Source organism: Streptantibioticus rubrisoli, assembly GCF_024436055.1.
Taxonomy (GTDB): Bacteria; Actinomycetota; Actinomycetes; order Streptomycetales; family Streptomycetaceae; genus Streptantibioticus_A; species Streptantibioticus_A rubrisoli.
Window position 1 is genome coordinate 196816 of the sequence record NZ_JANFNH010000005.1, and the last position, 16784, is coordinate 213599.

General features: G+C 69.6%; 13 protein-coding genes and 2 tRNA genes. 13 read left to right on the forward strand and 2 right to left on the reverse strand.

Annotation, left to right across the window (positions count from 1 at the left end):
• Positions 1-33 precede the first annotated feature (33 nt).
• The 12 genes from dnaA to NON19_RS09000 all read left to right on the forward strand — a co-directional run bounded on the left by dnaA (position 34) and on the right by NON19_RS09000 (position 14828).
• Positions 34-1815, forward strand: coding sequence for a chromosomal replication initiator protein DnaA (gene dnaA / locus NON19_RS08945; RefSeq protein ID WP_255926145.1), 1782 nt, complete (start codon positions 34-36; stop codon positions 1813-1815).
• An 813-nt stretch (positions 1816-2628) separates the two neighbouring features.
• Positions 2629-3759 (forward strand): DNA polymerase III subunit beta, encoded by a 1131-nt coding sequence (gene dnaN, locus NON19_RS08950; protein ID WP_255926146.1) that lies wholly within the window; start codon positions 2629-2631, stop codon positions 3757-3759.
• 258 nt (positions 3760-4017) lie between these two features.
• The gene (gene gnd, locus NON19_RS08955; protein WP_255926147.1) at positions 4018-4905 is read left to right on the forward strand and encodes a phosphogluconate dehydrogenase (NAD(+)-dependent, decarboxylating); all 888 of its coding nucleotides are present in this window, start codon (positions 4018-4020) and stop codon (positions 4903-4905) included.
• A 65-nt stretch (positions 4906-4970) separates the two neighbouring features.
• Positions 4971-6140 (forward strand): DNA replication/repair protein RecF, encoded by a 1170-nt coding sequence (gene recF / locus NON19_RS08960; RefSeq protein ID WP_255926148.1) that lies wholly within the window; start codon positions 4971-4973, stop codon positions 6138-6140.
• Positions 6137-6694, forward strand: coding sequence for a DciA family protein (locus tag NON19_RS08965; RefSeq protein WP_255926149.1), 558 nt, complete (start codon positions 6137-6139; stop codon positions 6692-6694). Before recF ends, NON19_RS08965 begins: the two co-directional genes overlap by 4 nt.
• 293 nt (positions 6695-6987) lie before the next feature.
• A complete protein-coding gene (gene gyrB, locus NON19_RS08970; RefSeq protein ID WP_308213666.1) occupies positions 6988-9021 on the forward strand; it encodes a DNA topoisomerase (ATP-hydrolyzing) subunit B in 2034 nt (677 codons plus the stop codon).
• Positions 9022-9070: 49 nt separating this feature from the next.
• Positions 9071-11692: a DNA gyrase subunit A gene (gene gyrA / locus NON19_RS08975; protein WP_255926150.1), complete on the forward strand. Its 2622-nt coding sequence runs from the start codon at positions 9071-9073 to the stop codon at positions 11690-11692.
• 3 nt (positions 11693-11695) lie between these two features.
• Positions 11696-12334, forward strand: coding sequence for a DUF3566 domain-containing protein (locus tag NON19_RS08980; RefSeq protein WP_255926151.1), 639 nt, complete (start codon positions 11696-11698; stop codon positions 12332-12334).
• 61 nt (positions 12335-12395) lie between these two features.
• Positions 12396-12472: transfer RNA gene (locus NON19_RS08985), tRNA-Ile, on the forward strand.
• A gap of 220 nt (positions 12473-12692) precedes the next feature.
• Positions 12693-12950, forward strand: coding sequence for a hypothetical protein (locus tag NON19_RS08990; protein ID WP_255926152.1), 258 nt, complete (start codon positions 12693-12695; stop codon positions 12948-12950).
• A gap of 366 nt (positions 12951-13316) precedes the next feature.
• Positions 13317-13457 (forward strand): DLW-39 family protein, encoded by a 141-nt coding sequence (locus NON19_RS08995; RefSeq protein WP_255926153.1) that lies wholly within the window; start codon positions 13317-13319, stop codon positions 13455-13457.
• Positions 13458-13583: 126 nt separating this feature from the next.
• Complete coding sequence (locus NON19_RS09000) at positions 13584-14828, forward strand: hypothetical protein (protein WP_255926154.1); 1245 nt, start codon at positions 13584-13586, stop codon at positions 14826-14828.
• Position 14829: 1 nt separating this feature from the next.
• Here the strand turns inward: NON19_RS09000 and NON19_RS09005 are convergent, their stop codons facing one another.
• Together NON19_RS09005 and NON19_RS09010 are read right to left on the reverse strand one after the other, a co-directional pair.
• Positions 14830-15981 carry a serine/threonine-protein kinase gene (locus NON19_RS09005; RefSeq protein WP_255926155.1) on the reverse strand — a complete coding sequence of 384 codons (1152 nt, stop codon included), beginning with the start codon at positions 15979-15981 and terminating at the stop codon, positions 14830-14832.
• A 30-nt stretch (positions 15982-16011) separates the two neighbouring features.
• Positions 16012-16563 (reverse strand): helix-turn-helix domain-containing protein, encoded by a 552-nt coding sequence (locus NON19_RS09010; protein WP_255926156.1) that lies wholly within the window; start codon positions 16561-16563, stop codon positions 16012-16014.
• Between the two features lie 137 nt (positions 16564-16700).
• On the opposite strand from NON19_RS09010, the gene NON19_RS09015 reads away from it, so the two are divergent.
• A tRNA-Ala gene (locus tag NON19_RS09015) sits at positions 16701-16773 on the forward strand.
• The last annotated feature ends 11 nt before the right edge of the window (positions 16774-16784 follow it).

A 16784-nucleotide genomic window follows, 5' to 3' on the forward strand; every position in this document is an offset into this window, starting at 1 on the left:
CGAGCCCACCCACCGAGCGAGAGAGCGTGCACTGTGGCTGATGTAACTGCCGATCTAGCCGCAGTGTGGCCTCGGGTGCTCGAGCAGCTCCTCGCCGAGGGCCAGGGCGTCGAGGCCAAGGACCAGCGCTGGCTCAAGGTGTGCCAGGCGCTGGCGCTGGTGGCCGACACCGCGCTACTGGCCGCGCCCAACGAGTACGCCAAGGGCGTACTGGAGGGCCGCCTGCTGCCGTTGATCACCGAGGGCCTCAGCCGCGAGTTCGGCCGCCCGATCCGCATCGCGATCACCGTCGACGCCAGCACGGACTCGGCGGCCCCGCAGGCCCCGCAGACCCCGCCCGCTCAGACCGCGCCCGGCAACCCGGCGCCGTACGCCGAGCAGCGCGGGCAGTGGGACGAGTACGGGCGCCCCGGCGGCGACGGCCCGATGATCCGCCGCGCCTACCCCGACTACCCCACCGGCCACGAGCCCACCGGCGGTTGGCCGCGCCCGGCCGCAGTGAGCGGCCCCGACGCGTACGGCCACGCGCAGGGCCACGGTCGCCCCCAGGACGACGGTCACTCCCGCACCGAGAACTGGCAGCAGCACGGCGGCTTCGCCGAGCGCGACCCGTACCCCCCGGTCCCGCAGCGGGACTACGGCCAGCAGCAGCCCGGCTACCAGCAGCGGCAGCCCACCGAGCGACCCGTCGGCGGCCGCCCGCAGGACCCGCTGCCCGCCCCGCCCAGCGGCGCCCCCGGACCGCTCGCCGCCCAGCCGGCGCCCGCCACCGGACCCGGTGAGCCGACGGCCCGGCTGAACCCCAAGTACCTCTTCGACACCTTCGTCATCGGCGCCTCCAACCGCTTCGCGCACGCCGCGGCGGTCGCGGTCGCCGAAGCCCCGGCCAAGGCGTACAACCCGTTGTTCATCTACGGCGAGTCCGGCCTGGGCAAGACCCATCTGCTGCACGCGATCGGGCACTACGCCCGCAGCCTCTACCCGGGCACCCGGGTGCGGTACGTCAGCTCCGAGGAGTTCACCAACGAGTTCATCAACTCCATCCGCGACGGCAAGGGCGACGCGTTCCGCAAGCGCTACCGCGAGATGGACATCCTGCTGGTCGACGACATCCAGTTCCTGGCGAGCAAGGAGTCGACGCAGGAGGAGTTCTTCCACACCTTCAACACCCTGCACAACGCCAACAAGCAGATCGTGCTGTCCTCCGACCGGCCGCCCAAGCAGCTGGTGACCCTGGAGGACCGGCTGCGCAACCGCTTCGAGTGGGGACTGATCACCGACGTCCAGCCGCCCGAGCTGGAGACGCGGATCGCGATCCTGCGCAAGAAGGCGGTCCAGGAACAGCTCAACGCCCCTCCGGAAGTGCTGGAGTTCATCGCCTCCCGGATCTCGCGCAACATCCGCGAGTTGGAGGGCGCGCTGATCCGGGTGACGGCGTTCGCCAGCCTCAACCGGCAGCCGGTGGACCTGCAGTTGACCGAGATCGTCCTCAAGGACCTGATCCCGGGCGGGGAGGACGTGGTTCCGGAGATCACCGGGAACGCGATCATGGCGGAGACGGCCGCCTACTTCGGGCTGACCGTCGAGGACCTGTGCGGCTCGTCGCGCAGCCGGGTCCTGGTCACCGCACGGCAGATCGCCATGTACCTGTGCCGGGAGCTAACTGACCTGTCGCTGCCGAAGATTGGCGCGCTGTTCGGCGGGCGCGACCACACCACGGTGATGCACGCGGACCGCAAGATCCGGGCGCTGATGGCGGAACGGCGGTCCATCTTCAACCAGGTGACCGAGCTGACCAACCGCATCAAGTCCTGAGCACACAACGCGGATTCACCGCTGGCGCCCTGGAAGTTCACTTCCAGGGCGCTTCTTGTTGTTCGAATCCTTTGCTCGGTATGGCAGTACTCCACAGGTTCGGGGCGATTCGGCTGTCCACAGGCTGGGGAGTACGAAGTTGTCCCAACCGCCTCCACAGGCAAGCCTGTAGAAGGTTCATCCTCCCAGGTCAACCGCGTGTGGAATTGTGGCTAACCACCTTCCACAGGTTGTGGACAACGCCCTGTTCCGCAAGGACCGTTGGCGGTTGTCCACCGCTCGCCCACAGGCTGTGGCGAGTTATGAACAGCTTCTCCCGGCTTCTCCACACCTCTGTCCACTGTTCGGCAAGGAAACGGGGACGGTCGCCGGATGGAGTGAAAGGCGTCACACCAGGTCCACTGGTTGGGCTGGGGAGAACGTGGGTATTCCTGGGGACGACACTGGGGAGAACCGGGGCCACCCTGTGCATCGCGTGTGCACAACTTCCGGCCGTCCACAGAAGCGGCCGGTTGTCCACGGGCGCCATCCCCAGCCGCGGTGGACAAAAAAGCCGCGCTGACCTGCACTGGAACCGGTTATCCACGGTATCCACACCCCCTATTACTACGACCACGTAGAGATACCGGGGAAGCAAGATCGAAGTCGGGCCTGTGCACAACCTCGCCGTGCGGCGCTCGACACCGCGAAGCCCGGCTTGACCCCAAGCCGCACCTGTTGTCGGCGGTGTGCGTCAGACTGTTCTCCGGCAGACGGCCATCAGACGTAGGACGGCCAGGCAGAGACGGCCAGCAACAGCAGGAGGCGGTTCCGGTGAAGTTCCGGGTGGAACGCGACGTACTCGCGGAGGCAGTGGCCTGGGCGGCCCGCAGTCTCCCGGCCCGCCCACCGGCGCCCGTGCTCGCCGGTCTGCTGCTGAAGGCCGAGGACGGGCAGCTGAGCCTGTCGGCCTTCGACTACGAGGTCTCGGCGCGAGTCTCGGTGGAGGCGGAGATCGACGAGGAGGGCACCGTCCTGGTCTCCGGCCGACTGCTCGCCGACATCTCGCGCGCACTTCCCAACAGGCCTGTGGAAATCTCCACCGACGGGGTGCGGGTGACCGTCGTGTGCGGCAGTTCGCGATTCACACTCCACACCCTGCCTGTGGAGGAGTACCCCGCGCTGCCCGCGATGCCGTCCGCTTCCGGCACCGTGCCCGGTGAGGTGTTCGCCGCCGCCGTCTCCCAGGTCGCCATCGCCGCCGGCCGCGACGACACGCTGCCGGTGCTGACCGGTGTGCGGATCGAGATCGAGGGCGACACGGTCACCCTGGCCGCCACCGACCGCTACCGGTTCGCCGTCCGCGAGTTCCTGTGGAAGCCGGAGACGCCGGACCTGTCCGCGGTCGCGCTCGTCCCGGCCAAGACCCTGCTGGACACCGCCAAGGCGCTGACCAGCGGTGACACGGTGGCGCTCGCGCTGGCCGGATCCGGCGCCGGTGAGGGTCTGATCGGCTTCGAGGGCGCCGGGCGCCGTACCACCACCCGGCTGCTGGAAGGCGACCTGCCGAAGTACCGGACGCTGTTCCCGACCGAGTTCGCGTCGGTGGCGGTCATCGAGACCGCGCCGTTCGTCGAGGCGGTCAAGCGTGTGGCGCTGGTGGCCGAGCGGAACACGCCGATCCGGCTGAACTTCACGGACAGCGTGCTGACGCTGGAGGCGGGCTCCAGCGACGACGCACAGGCTGTGGAGCGGGTGGACGCCCAGTTGGAGGGCGACGACATCTCGATCGCCTTCAACCCGACCTTCCTGCTGGACGGCCTGAGCGCGATCGACTCCCCGGTCGCCCAGTTGTCGTTCACCACGTCGACCAAGCCCGCCCTGCTCAGCGGCAAGCCCGCGGTGGACGCGGAGGCGGTCGAGTCCTACAAGTACCTGATCATGCCCGTCCGGCTGTCGGGCTGACCCGAGAGCCGTTTTCCGGCCAGGCTCGGCGGCCCGGCGGGGCGGGCCTGGCCGGAACCGGGGATCCGGGGGCGCGCCATCGTCGGACCGGCGTCGCCGAACCCGCCGTACCCCGCCCAGATCCCCCCAGAAGCCCGGAACCGTGGCAGACGTCATATTCCGCCCGCACCCGGAGAACGGCGCACCGCCCCGGGCCGTCTATGGGGCCCGGGGCTAGGCTCGGGACTAGGTCAGGCACGTCTGAACGAAGGATCTGTGATGGAGCTCGGTCTCATCGGTCTCGGCAAGATGGGCGGAAACATGCGTGAGCGCATCCGCCGCGCCGGCCACACCGTCATCGGCTACGACCGCAACCCGGACCTCGCCGACGTCCCCAGCCTGAAGGCGATGGTGGACAAGCTGCAGGGCCCCCGCGTCGTGTGGGTGATGGTTCCGGCCGGGGAGCCCACCCAGGCGACGATCGACGAACTGGCCGGTCTGCTCTCCCCCGGCGACGTGGTCGTCGACGGCGGCAACTCGCGCTGGACGGATGACGAGAAGCACGCCAAGGAACTGGCCGAGCGCGGGATCGGCTTTGTGGACTGCGGTGTCTCCGGCGGCGTCTGGGGCCTGGAGTACGGCTACGCGCTGATGTACGGCGGCGACCCGGAGAACGTCGCCAAGGTCCAGCCGATCTTCGACGCGCTCAAGCCGGAGGGCGAGCACGGCTCGGTGCACGCGGGCAAGGTCGGCGCGGGCCACTTCGCCAAGATGGTGCACAACGGCATCGAGTACGCCATGATGCAGGCCTACGCCGAGGGTTGGGAGCTGCTGGAGGCGGTGGACTCGGTCACCGACGTCCGCGAGGTCTTCCGCTCCTGGCAGGAGGGCACGGTGATCCGCTCCTGGCTGCTCGACCTGGCCGTCAACGCGCTCGACGCGGACGAGCACCTGGACAAGCTGCGCGGCTACGCCCAGGACTCCGGTGAGGGCCGGTGGACCGTGGAGGCCGCCATCGACCACGCGGTGCCGCTGCCCGCGATCACCGCGTCGCTGTTCGCCCGCTTCGCCTCGCGCCAGGACGACTCCCCGCAGATGAAGATGATCGCCGCGCTGCGCAACCAGTTCGGCGGCCACGCGGTCGAGTCGGCCGCCGCGGACAAGTAGTCAGCCAAGCAGGGAAACCAGCAGGAAAAGGGGAGGCCGGCGCGGACCCGCGCCACAGCAACGCGATGTACGTAGCGCACCTGTCGCTCGCCGACTTCCGCTCCTACGCCCGGGTCGAGGTCCCGCTCGACCCGGGCGTCACCGCCTTCGTGGGCCCCAACGGCCAGGGCAAGACCAACCTGGTCGAGGCGGTCGGCTATCTGGCCACCCTCGGCAGCCACCGGGTCGCCTCCGACGCGCCGTTGGTCCGGCTCGGCGCGGAGCGCGCCGTAATCCGCGCCAGCGTCGTGCACGGCGACCGCCAGCAGCTGGTCGAACTGGAGATCAACCCGGGCAAGGCCAACCGCGCCCGGATCAACCGCTCCTCGCAGGTGCGACCGCGCGATGTGCTGGGCATCGTGCGCACCGTGCTGTTCGCCCCCGAGGACCTGGCTCTGGTCAAGGGCGACCCGGGCGAACGCCGCCGTTTCCTGGACGAGTTGATCACCGCCCGCGCACCGCGGATGGCGGGCGTGCGGCAGGACTACGACCGGGTGCTCAGGCAGCGCAACACCCTGCTGAAGTCCGCCGCGCTGGCCCGGCGGCACGGCGGACGGCGGGGGGCACCTCCCGGGCGAGCGGACTCGGGCCTGGGGGCGGACATGTCGACGCTGGACGTGTGGGACCAGCACCTGGCCCGCTCCGGCGCCGAACTGCTCGCCCAGCGCCTGGACCTGATCGCCGCCCTGCTGCCGCTCGCCGACAAGGCGTACGAGCAACTGGCCCCCGGCGGCGGCCCGATCGGCCTGGAGTACCGCAACTCGGCGGGCGAGACGGGAGCCACCACCCGCGAGGAACTGTACGAGGCGCTGCTGGCCGCCCTCGCCGATGTACGCGGCCAGGAGATCGAACGCGGCGTCACCCTCGTCGGCCCGCACCGCGACGACCTGCTGCTGAACCTGGGGCGGCTGCCCGCCAAGGGCTACGCCAGCCATGGCGAGTCCTGGTCGTACGCGCTGGCGCTGCGGCTGGCCTCGTACGACCTGCTGCGCGCGGAGGGCGGTCCGGGCGGCGAGCCGGTGCTGGTGCTCGACGACGTCTTCGCCGAGCTGGACGCCAGACGCCGCGACCGGCTCGCGGAGCTGGTCGCCCCCGGCGAGCAGGTGCTGGTGACCGCCGCGGTGGACGACGATGTGCCCAGTGTGCTGGCGGGCGCCCGCTTCACGGTGGCCGGGGGAACGGTGGAGCGGCGATGACCGAACACCCTCCAGAGAACCTCTCCCAGCAGCCCGCGCAGCAGCTCGGCGCCCCCCAGCCGTCCGGCGTCGACCTGGCCCGGGTCGCGCTGCGCGCCGCCAAGGAGCAGGCCCGCGCCCGGGGCGCCGCCGCCCAGCAGAAGAAGCAGGCCAGGCGCGGCGGACTGCGCAGCGGCGCACGCGCGGACGGCCGCGATCCGCTGCCGTTGGGGGCCGCGATCAGCCGGCTGATCACCGAACGCGGCTGGGAGGCCCCGGCCGCGGTCGGCGGGGTGATGGGCCGCTGGCCGCAGATCGTCGGCGAGGACCTGGCCCGGCACTGTGAGCCGCAGCGCTACGACGAGGAGGAGAAGGTCCTCACCGTGCGCTGCGACTCCACCGCGTGGGCCACCCAACTGCGGCTGCTGGCGCCTCAGTTGGTGGCCAGGCTCAATGCGGACCTGGGCCATGGCACCGTAAAGTTGATCAAGGTCCTGGGTCCGTCGGGCCCCGCCCGCTCGTACGGGCGGCTGCGCGCTCCGGGGAGCACCGGTCCTGGGGACACCTACGGGTGATGTGCGTCTCACCGGGCCCCCGGCGTGGAACCGGGGCTCGGGGCCGGTGCGCAAAGTAATCGGCCCGAAGCCCTGAGCGCCGTTGTGAGCGTCTCAGAGCCCGGGTCCGCGTATGGGGAGTCGGCGCAAGGCCTCTTCGGGCGGCACATGCGAACTCAGGTACCGCCAAACCCCCATCTATGTCACCGCTACCGGTAGACTGGGGGACAACCGCCCACCCCAGCCCCAGGCCGGGGAACCCCAGCGGAACATGTCGAACGACGCAGCCGCTCCTGCACGCCCGGAGTCGGCTCGTGCTGTGCCAGAAAGGGCGCTTCGTGGCCGATTCCGGCAACCCCAACGAGATCCACACATCCACAACGGGCACCGATGCGGCGCCGGGAGGCGCGTCGTACGACGCCAGCGCGATCACCGTCCTGGAAGGCCTCGACGCGGTCCGCAAGCGCCCCGGTATGTACATCGGCTCCACCGGCGAGCGTGGTCTGCACCACCTCGTCTACGAGGTGGTCGACAACTCGGTCGACGAGGCCCTGGCCGGGCACGCCGACACCATCGACGTGACGATCCTGCCGGACGGCGGGGTGCGCGTGGTGGACAACGGCCGCGGCATCCCGGTGGGAATCGTTCCGTCCGAGGGCAAGCCCGCGGTCGAGGTCGTGCTGACCGTGCTGCACGCGGGCGGCAAGTTCGGCGGCGGCGGATACGCGGTCTCCGGCGGTCTGCACGGCGTCGGTGTGTCCGTGGTGAACGCCCTCTCCAGCAGGGTGGCCGTCGAGGTCAAGACGGACGGCTTCCGCTGGACCCAGGACTACAAGCTCGGTGTCCCCACCGCTCCGCTGCAGAAGAACGAGGCGACCGAGGAGACCGGAACCTCGGTGACGTTCTGGGCGGACCCGGACATCTTCGAGACCACCGAGTACTCCTTCGAGACGCTCTCGCGGCGCTTCCAGGAGATGGCCTTCCTCAACAAGGGCCTGACCATCTCCCTCACCGACCAGCGCCCCGAGCACGTCGACGAGAACGGCCAGCCGCTGTCGGTGCGGTACTGCTACGAGGGCGGCATCGTCGACTTCGTGAAGTACCTCAACTCCCGCAAGGGCGAGGCGGTTCACCCCACCGTCATCGGCTTCGAGGCCGAGGACACCGAGCGGATGCTCTCGCTCGAAATCGCGATGCAGTGGAACACCCAGTACACCGAGGGTGTCTACTCCTTCGCCAACATCATCCACACCCACGAGGGCGGCACCCACGAAGAGGGTTTCCGCGCCGCGCTGACCTCACTGATCAACAAGTACGCGCGCGACAAGAAGCTGTTGCGCGAGCGGGACGACAACCTCACCGGTGACGACATCCGCGAGGGCCTGACCGCGATCATCTCGGTCAAGCTCAGCGAGCCGCAGTTCGAGGGCCAGACCAAGACCAAGCTGGGCAACACCGAGGCCAAGACCTTTGTCCAGAAGGCGGTTTACGAGCAGCTCAACGACTGGCTGGACCGCAACCCGAACGAGGCCGCGGACATCATCCGCAAGTCCATCCAGGCCGCCACCGCCCGGGTCGCCGCCCGCAAGGCGCGCGATCTGACCCGGCGCAAGGGCCTGCTGGAGACCGCGTCGCTGCCCGGCAAGCTCAGCGACTGCCAGTCCAACGACCCGGCCAAGTGCGAGATCTTCATCGTCGAGGGTGACTCCGCGGGTGGCTCGGCCAAGTCCGGCCGCAACCCCGAGTACCAGGCGATCCTGCCGATCCGCGGCAAGATCCTCAACGTGGAGAAGGCCAGGATCGACAAGATCCTGCAGAACCAGGAGATCCAGGCGCTGATCTCGGCCTTCGGCACGGGTGTGCACGAGGACTTCGACATCTCCAAGCTCCGCTACCACAAGATCATCTTGATGGCGGACGCCGATGTCGACGGTCAGCACATCAACACCCTGCTGCTGACCTTCCTGTTCCGCTTCATGCGCCCGCTGGTCGAGGCCGGGCACGTGTACCTCTCCCGTCCGCCGCTCTACAAGATCAAGTGGGGCAAGGACGACTTCGAGTACGCGTACTCCGACCGCGAGCGCGACGCGCTGATCGAACTCGGCCGGAACAACGGCAAGCGGATCAAGGACGACTCCGTACAGCGCTTCAAGGGCCTCGGTGAGATGAACGCCGAGGAGCTGCGGGTCACCACCATGGACGTGGACCACCGGGTGCTCGGCCAGGTCTCCCTGGACGACGCGGCACAGGCGGACGACCTGTTCTCGGTGCTGATGGGCGAGGACGTCGAGGCGCGGCGCTCGTTCATCCAGCGCAACGCCAAGGACGTCCGGTTCCTCGACATCTGAGTCGAGTCGGCCCCTCAACTGCCCGCAGCGCGAAAGGATTTGACCAGCGATGGCCGACGAGACCCCCATCACCCCTGAGGGTTCCCCGACCCCCGTCACGCCCGAGGGCGGACCCGCCACCGTCGAAGGCGTGGGCCTTCGCGTCGAGCCCGTCGGGCTCGAGACGGAGATGCAGCGCAGCTACCTCGACTACGCGATGAGCGTGATCGTCTCCCGCGCGCTGCCCGACGTCCGAGACGGCCTCAAGCCGGTGCACCGCCGCGTGCTGTACGCGATGTACGACGGTGGATACCGGCCGGAGAAGGGCTTCTACAAGTGCGCCCGTGTCGTCGGTGACGTCATGGGTACCTACCACCCGCACGGTGACGCCTCGATCTACGACGCGCTGGTGCGCCTCGCCCAGCCGTGGGCGATGCGGATGCCGCTGGTCGACTCCAACGGCAACTTCGGCTCGCCGGGCAACGACCCGGCGGCGGCCATGCGCTACACCGAGTGCAAGATGGCGCCGCTGTCGATGGAGATGGTCCGGGACATCGACGAGGAGACCGTCGACTTCCAGGACAACTACGACGGCCGCAACCAGGAGCCGACGGTCCTGCCGTCCCGGTTCCCCAACCTGCTGATCAACGGCTCGGCCGGTATCGCGGTCGGCATGGCCACCAACATCCCGCCGCACAACCTGCGCGAGGTGGCCGACGGTGCCCAGTGGTACCTGGCCAACCCGAACGCCTCCAGCGAGGAGCTGCTGGAGGCCCTCATGGAGCGGATCAAGGGCCCGGACTTCCCGACCGGCGCCCTGGTCGTCGGCCGCCGCGGCATCGAGGAGGCGTACCGCACCGGGCGCGGCTCGATCACCATGCGCGCGGTGGTCGAGGTCGAGGAGATCCAGAACCGCCAGTGCCTGGTGGTCACCGAACTGCCGTACCAGACCAACCCCGACAACCTGGCGCAGAAGATCGCCGACCTGGTCAAGGACGGCAAGATCGGCGGCATCGCCGACGTGCGCGACGAGACCTCCTCGCGCACCGGCCAGCGCCTGGTGATCGTGCTCAAGCGGGACGCCGTCGCCAAGGTCGTGCTCAACAACCTCTACAAGCACACCGATCTGCAGACCAACTTCGGCGCCAACATGCTGGCGCTGGTCGACGGAGTGCCGCGCACCCTCTCGCTCGACCAGTTCATCCGGCACTGGGTGACGCACCAGGTCGAGGTCATCGTCCGGCGCACCAAGTTCCGGCTGCGCAAGGCCGAGGAGCGCGCCCACATTCTGCGCGGTCTGCTCAAGGCACTGGACGCCATCGACGAGGTCATCGCGCTGATCCGGCGCAGCGACACGGTCGAGGTGGCGCGCGAGGGCCTGATGGGCCTGCTGGAGATCGACGAGATCCAGGCCAACGCGATCCTGGAGATGCAGCTGCGCCGACTGGCCGCCCTGGAGCGCCGGAAGATCGTGGCCGAGCACGACGAACTCCAGGCGAAGATCGACGAGTACAACGCGATCCTGGTCTCCCCCGAGCGGCAGCGCGGCATCATCAGCGAGGAGCTCACCGCGCTGGTGGAGAAGTACGGCGACGACCGGCGCAGCCAACTGGTGCCGTTCGACGGCGATATGTCCATCGAGGACCTGATCGCCGAGGAGGACATCGTCGTCACCATCACCCGCGGCGGCTATGTCAAGCGCACCAAGACCGAGCACTACCGCTCCCAGAAGCGCGGCGGCAAGGGTGTGCGCGGCACGCAGCTGAAGCAGGACGACATCGTCGACCACTTCTTCGTCACCACCACCCACAACTGGCTGCTGTTCTTCACCAACAAGGGCCGCGTCTACCGGGCCAAGGCCTACGAGCTGCCGGACGCGGGCCGGGACGCGCGCGGCCAGCACGTGGCCAACCTGCTGGCCTTCCAGCCGGACGAGCACATCGCCCAGGTCATGGCGATCCGCAACTACGAGGCGGCGCCCTACCTGGTGCTGGCCACCAAGTCCGGCCTGGTGAAGAAGACCCCGCTGAAGGACTACGACTCCCCGCGCTCCGGCGGTGTCATCGCGATCAACCTGCGTGAGATGGAGGACGGCCGCGAGGACGAGTTGATCGGCGCCGAACTGGTCTCCCCGGACGACGACCTGCTGTTGGTCAGCCGTAAGGCACAGTCCATCCGGTTCACCGCGACGGATGAGGCGCTGCGGCCGATGGGCCGGGCGACATCCGGTGTGAAGGGCATGAGTTTCCGTGAAGGTGACGAACTGCTCTCGATGAATGTGGTTCGGGCGGGTACGTTCGTCTTCACCGCCACCGATGGTGGGTACGCCAAGCGCACCCCGGTGGACGAGTACCGGGTCCAGGGCCGCGGCGGCCTCGGCATCAAGGCCGCCAAGATCGTGGAGGACCGCGGCTCGTTGGTCGGCGCGCTGGTGGTCGAGGAGAGCGACGAGATCCTCGCCATCACCCTCAGCGGCGGTGTGATCCGTACGCGGGTCAACGGAGTCAGGGAGACGGGCCGTGACACCATGGGCGTCCAACTGATCAACCTGGGCAAGCGGGACGCCGTGGTCGGCATCGCCCGCAACGCCGAGGCGGGCGAGGAAGCCGAAGAGGTCGAAGCGGCTGCCGACGCCCAGGCAGCCGAGAGTGCCGTGGGCACCCCGTCCGCGGCCGACGAGCCGGAGGAGTAAACCGTGAGTGGAGCCACGGGCGCTGCCGCGGGCGGCGCAGGGGCGGACGGACGGCCGGGAGCCGCCACCGAGTCCGCCCCGGTCGGTGGTGCCCGTGGCTCGGCCACCCAGGGCGCGGCGGCCGGGCGGACCGCCGCCGAGAACGACCGGGGCGTTCCGGCTCCGCCGCACCAGCCGCCGCAGGCCTACCAGCCGCCGCAGGGCGTCGCCGGGCTGCCGGTACAAGGCGGGGTGCGCAAGCCGCGCCCGGCCGCCGCCCGCACGGCGCCGCGCACCCGCAGCGCCCGGCTGCGGATCGCCAAGGCCGATCCGTGGTCGGTGATGAAGGTCAGCTTCCTGTTCTCCATCGCGCTCGGCGTGTGCACGGTCGTCGCGGTGTCCGTGCTGTGGATGGTGCTGGACGCGCTGGGAGTGTTCTCCACGGTCGGCAACACCATCACCGAGGCCACCGGGTCCGGCCAGCAGACCGGCTTCGACCTGCAGTCCTTCCTGTCGCTCTCGCACGTCGTGGAGTTCACCGCGATCATCGCGGTGATCGACGTGGTGCTGCTGACCGCGCTGGCCACACTGGGCTCGTTCCTCTACAACCTGACGTCCGGTTTCGTGGGCGGCATCGAGTTGACCCTCGCCGAGGACGAGTGACCGCAGCCGGTCACCGATTTTGGGACAGCGCCATCTGTGCGCTAATCTTTCGGTGCAGCGCGGGGCTATAGCTCAGACGGTTAGAGCGCTTCCCTGATAAGGAAGAGGCCACAGGTTCAAGTCCTGTTAGCCCCACCAGCGCGAACGCCCTCAACGGATCACCGTTGGGGGCGTTTGGCATCCGTGCCTGACATCAGCCGATCGGCTTCGCCCGGGCCATCCCCGGTGGGCACGGCCCGCCTCTTCGTTCTGTGGCTGTTCAGCCGCTGAAGCCGCAGCCGAGGCTCAGCGCCCCGGGCATCCCTGGTCCAGCCAAATCAGGGAGACCTTGCGCCACTGCGCTGTGTTCGCTGGGTGGTTGTCCATCCAGTTCTTGAGCACCTCGCAGGGGAACGTCCTGCTGGGCTGCGTTCTGCTGGGGTGCGCCGTAGCGGCCGTGATCTTCGGGGGCGCCGACGCGCTCGCGGGCTGTGACATCGCGCCAACCGAAGCCAGCAGCAAGGGCGTGACGATGACGGCAACCACCGTCCGACGCCGGTGGGTCGAACGGCTGGGGCCAACGGAAATCGACATGACGTGGCCCCTGAGGGAAGAAGCGTTCCGGTCAGGGCGCTGAGCCCGGGCGCAGCCCCTGGACTCGCACGGGTGGCGAAACGGAAGCGTCGGACCCGCTCGACTGCGCTTGTTTCTCGGGCCCGCATCGCCCGCGCCGTCCCTGGACGATCAAGCACATCAATTTCAGGCTCGCGCCGCGACAACCGGCTGTCAACGCCCGTCCGGCCCCGCCCTGTGGCTCACCGGTTCAGGTCCTGGCAGCCCCACCAGCGCGAAGAGGCCGGATACTCGATCGAGTGTCCGACCCCTTCTGCTTGCCGCTGGCGGGAGTTGACCCGGTCGGGCCTAGGTCACCGTTCTATATCGGCCGGTGTGTATCATCGGGCGCATCGGAGGACTCCCAACGTAAGAAGGACGAGGTCGCGCGGTGAAGAAGTTTCTCCTGGTCGCACTGGCCGCCATCGGCGGGCTCCTCGTGTACCGCCAGATCCAGGCGGACCGCGCCGAGCAGGACCTGTGGACGGAGGCGACCGACTCCGTACCGGCAGGTTCCGGCACGAGCGCCTGAGCCCCGTATCCATAGTCTCAGTCGGGCCCCGACCGCCTCGCGGTCGGGGCTTCGCCATTGGGCTCACTATTGAATTCGCATACGCACATCAATATCTTCGCGTAAGCAAAGATCGAGGGGTGGGGCGTGGCAAGGGACCGGCAAGGCATCCTGGCGGCGCTCGCGGTGCTGGTGGCCCTTGCGCTGCCCGGCGCGAGCGCGGCGGCGGACACCGCCCCGCAGGGCTGGGTACCGCACGGTGAGCGGATATCCGGCACGGCCAGGAGCGGTAGTGCGCCGCGGCTGACGGCCGGACACACCTACCAGGACACCCTCGCCAAGGGCGGCACCAAGTACTACGCGATACGCCTCGACGCGCGCTCCTCCGCGTATCTGTCGGTCTTCGCCGTTCCGCCGCGCGGTAGCCGGGTCGGCTTCCTCGACGGCGTCAGCCTGAAGTTATCCGGCCGGGACGGCACGCCGTGCGACGCGTACGACGCGCGGTTCGGCGCGGACGGTGCCGTCCAGCCGGTGGGCGGCGCCGTGGTGCGCACCATCCGGCCGGACGGCGGCTGCCAGCAGGCCGGTGACTACCTGCTGTCCGTGCAGCGGGTCAACGCGGCGGCCTCCAGCGCCGAGGACTGGCCGCTGGACATCCGCTATATGTCCGAACCCCCGGTGAGCGCGGTGGAATCCGGCCCCGTACAGAGCTATACGACGGCCACACCGCCGGTCATCAACGGCTCGCCCACAGCGGTCACCGGTGCCCCCGACATGGACGGCGACACCGCCCGACTGCCCGGTAGCGGTGTCTACCAGGACCATCTGGCGCCCGGTGAAACGCACTTCTACCGGATCCCGGTCGACTGGGGCCAACGGCTCGTCGCCACCGCCGAGTTCGCCAACGCCGGTACCACCGGCAGCGGCGGCTTCTCCACCAGCGGCGTACGTCTGGTGCTCTACAACCCGGCCCGTGGTCTGGTGAGCGACGCGACCGCCTCATACAGCGGTGCGCAGGCGGCCGTCACCGCCCAGACTCCCACCGTGGACTACCTCAACCGGGACTCCACGGACGTGCGGGTCAACTCCGCGCCGGTGGCCGGTTGGTACTACGCGCAGCTCAGCCTCCACCCCGACGTGGCGAAGTACACCACCGGCGGCGTGGACGTCACCCTGCGGCTCGCCGTCACCGGCACCCGGAAGCCCGGCCCGCACTACACAGGTGACGCCACCAGCGCCGGATTCGGCGTCACCGCGGACTCGACCTCCGGCGACGACGGCGGTGCCACCCCCAACCGCATGCTGCTGGCCGTCGGCTACGGCGGCGTGGTCACCGGCACCCTGCTGGTGGCCGGACTCGCCGTATGGGCGGTACGGGCCCGCAGACGGTGAGCTACGCCACGGCGAGCGCCCAGATGCCCACCGCGAAGCAGAGCACCGCCACCACCAGCACCGGCACCACCACCTTGGCCCGCGGTGCGGGCACCTTCCGCGCCGCCGCCGGTCGGTCCGCCACCGGCACCGAGGTGTACCGCCTGGTCGTCCCGGCCAGCGGCACGGTCGGCGAGTAGGGCGGGGTGCCGCGCACCCCGGCCCACGCCACGGGCGCGCTCAGCCCGTCGGCTCCGGTGAACTCCCCGGCGCTGTCGTCCGGTGCGGTGAGCCGGACCGGGCCGTCGGGGCCGAACCCCTCGGGCAGCGGCCCGAGTTGGTCGAACACCTCAATGGGCTCCTCGTCGATGTCCGGCTCGGGCAACAGCTCCATCGCCGCCGCCAGCGCCTTGCGCGCCCCGGTGGGGGTACGGAACCTGGCCTCCGGGTTCGGGTTCAGCAAGGTGGCGATGACCTGCCACAACGGCTCGGGCACGCCCTGCGGGGCGGCTGGCACGCCGTACTCCAGGAACCGCTCGACCAGTGCCTGGGAGTCCGGTTTGCGGCCGGTGAGCAGGAAGAGGGCGACCAGGCCGACCGCGTACAGGTCGGCGGGGAAGTCCGGTTCCGCGCCCGCCAGTTGCTCGGGGGCGAAGTAACCCGGCGTGCCGACCACGTAGTTGGTGTCGGTCAGCCGCGGCTCGCCCTTGCGCATCGCGATCCCGAAGTCGGACAGCCGCACATGCGGACGGCCCGTTCCGGTCGCCTCCAGCAGCACGTTGGCGGGCTTGATGTCCCGGTGCACCACGCCCTCCGCGTGCACCGCGGTCAGCCCGGCCAGCAACTGGTCCAGCAGCACGCACACATACCGCGGCGGCAGCGGTCCGTAGTCCCCGACCAGGTGCGCCAGCGAACCGCCGCGCACCAGATCCATGGTGAACAGCACCTTCTCGTCGTCCGCCGCCCAACTCGCCGGGGCCAGTACGTGCGGGTGGTCGATGCGCAGCGCTTGCTCGCGTACGAAACGCAGCAGCGAGTGCGCGTCGCCCTGCTGGAGCACCTTGGCCGCCACGTATCTGCGCCGCCGCAGGTCCCAGGCGCGCCAGACCGCCCCCACCCCGCCGCGCCCGATCGGGTCGACCAGTTCGTAGCGGCCCGCGAAGACCTCACCCATGCCGCGCGCCCCTCAGACGTAGTGTTCGCTTCAGTCCTGATGCGCCTCGAAGTGCGCCACGGCGTCATCGGTGCGCCCGGCGCCGTACACACGGAGGAACTCTGCCAGTTGCGGATGGCTGTCGGCGAGGGCGCCTGCCGCGCTCAGCAACTCGTCGGCCGAGCTCAGCGACCGCAGCAGCGACTGGATCTCCCGCACCACCCGGCGCGGCGACGGCACCGCCCGCCCGCCGGTGGACTGCGTGGCGCTGCCCAGCAGCGTGGCCCCGGCCGCCTCCCGGATCTCCTCCATCCGCGCGGCCGCCTCGACGGCCGTCACCGCACCGTCCGCCACCTGCGCGGACAGCTCCCGCAACAGTTGCAGCCGCTGCACCACCGCCGGGTTGCCGATCTTGGCCCGCTGCCCGCTCATCAACTGCGACAGCATCGGCGCGGACAGCCCGAGCACCGAGGCGAGCCGGGCCTGGTTCAGCCCGAGGTCCCCGATCAGCCGCCGGAACAGATCCCCCAGCGGCTCCCCGTACCACCCCCGCTGCTGCTCCCGCGCCCGAACAGCGGCGTCCTGCGGCGACGAGGTGTCCATCCCAGCTCCTGTTTGCGGCTGCGAATACAGCAAAACCATCCTACGAACCCCGCCCCACCTCCGCTCCAGCCGAAACCGTGTACAAGATTCCCCCGGGTACCCGGTACCCTGGTCTGCGGCGTGCTCACCCACGCCGAGGGGCCTTAGCTCAGTTGGTAGAGCGCTGTCTTTGCATGGCAGATGTCAGGGGTTCGACTCCCCTAGGCTCCACTCCTAACTCG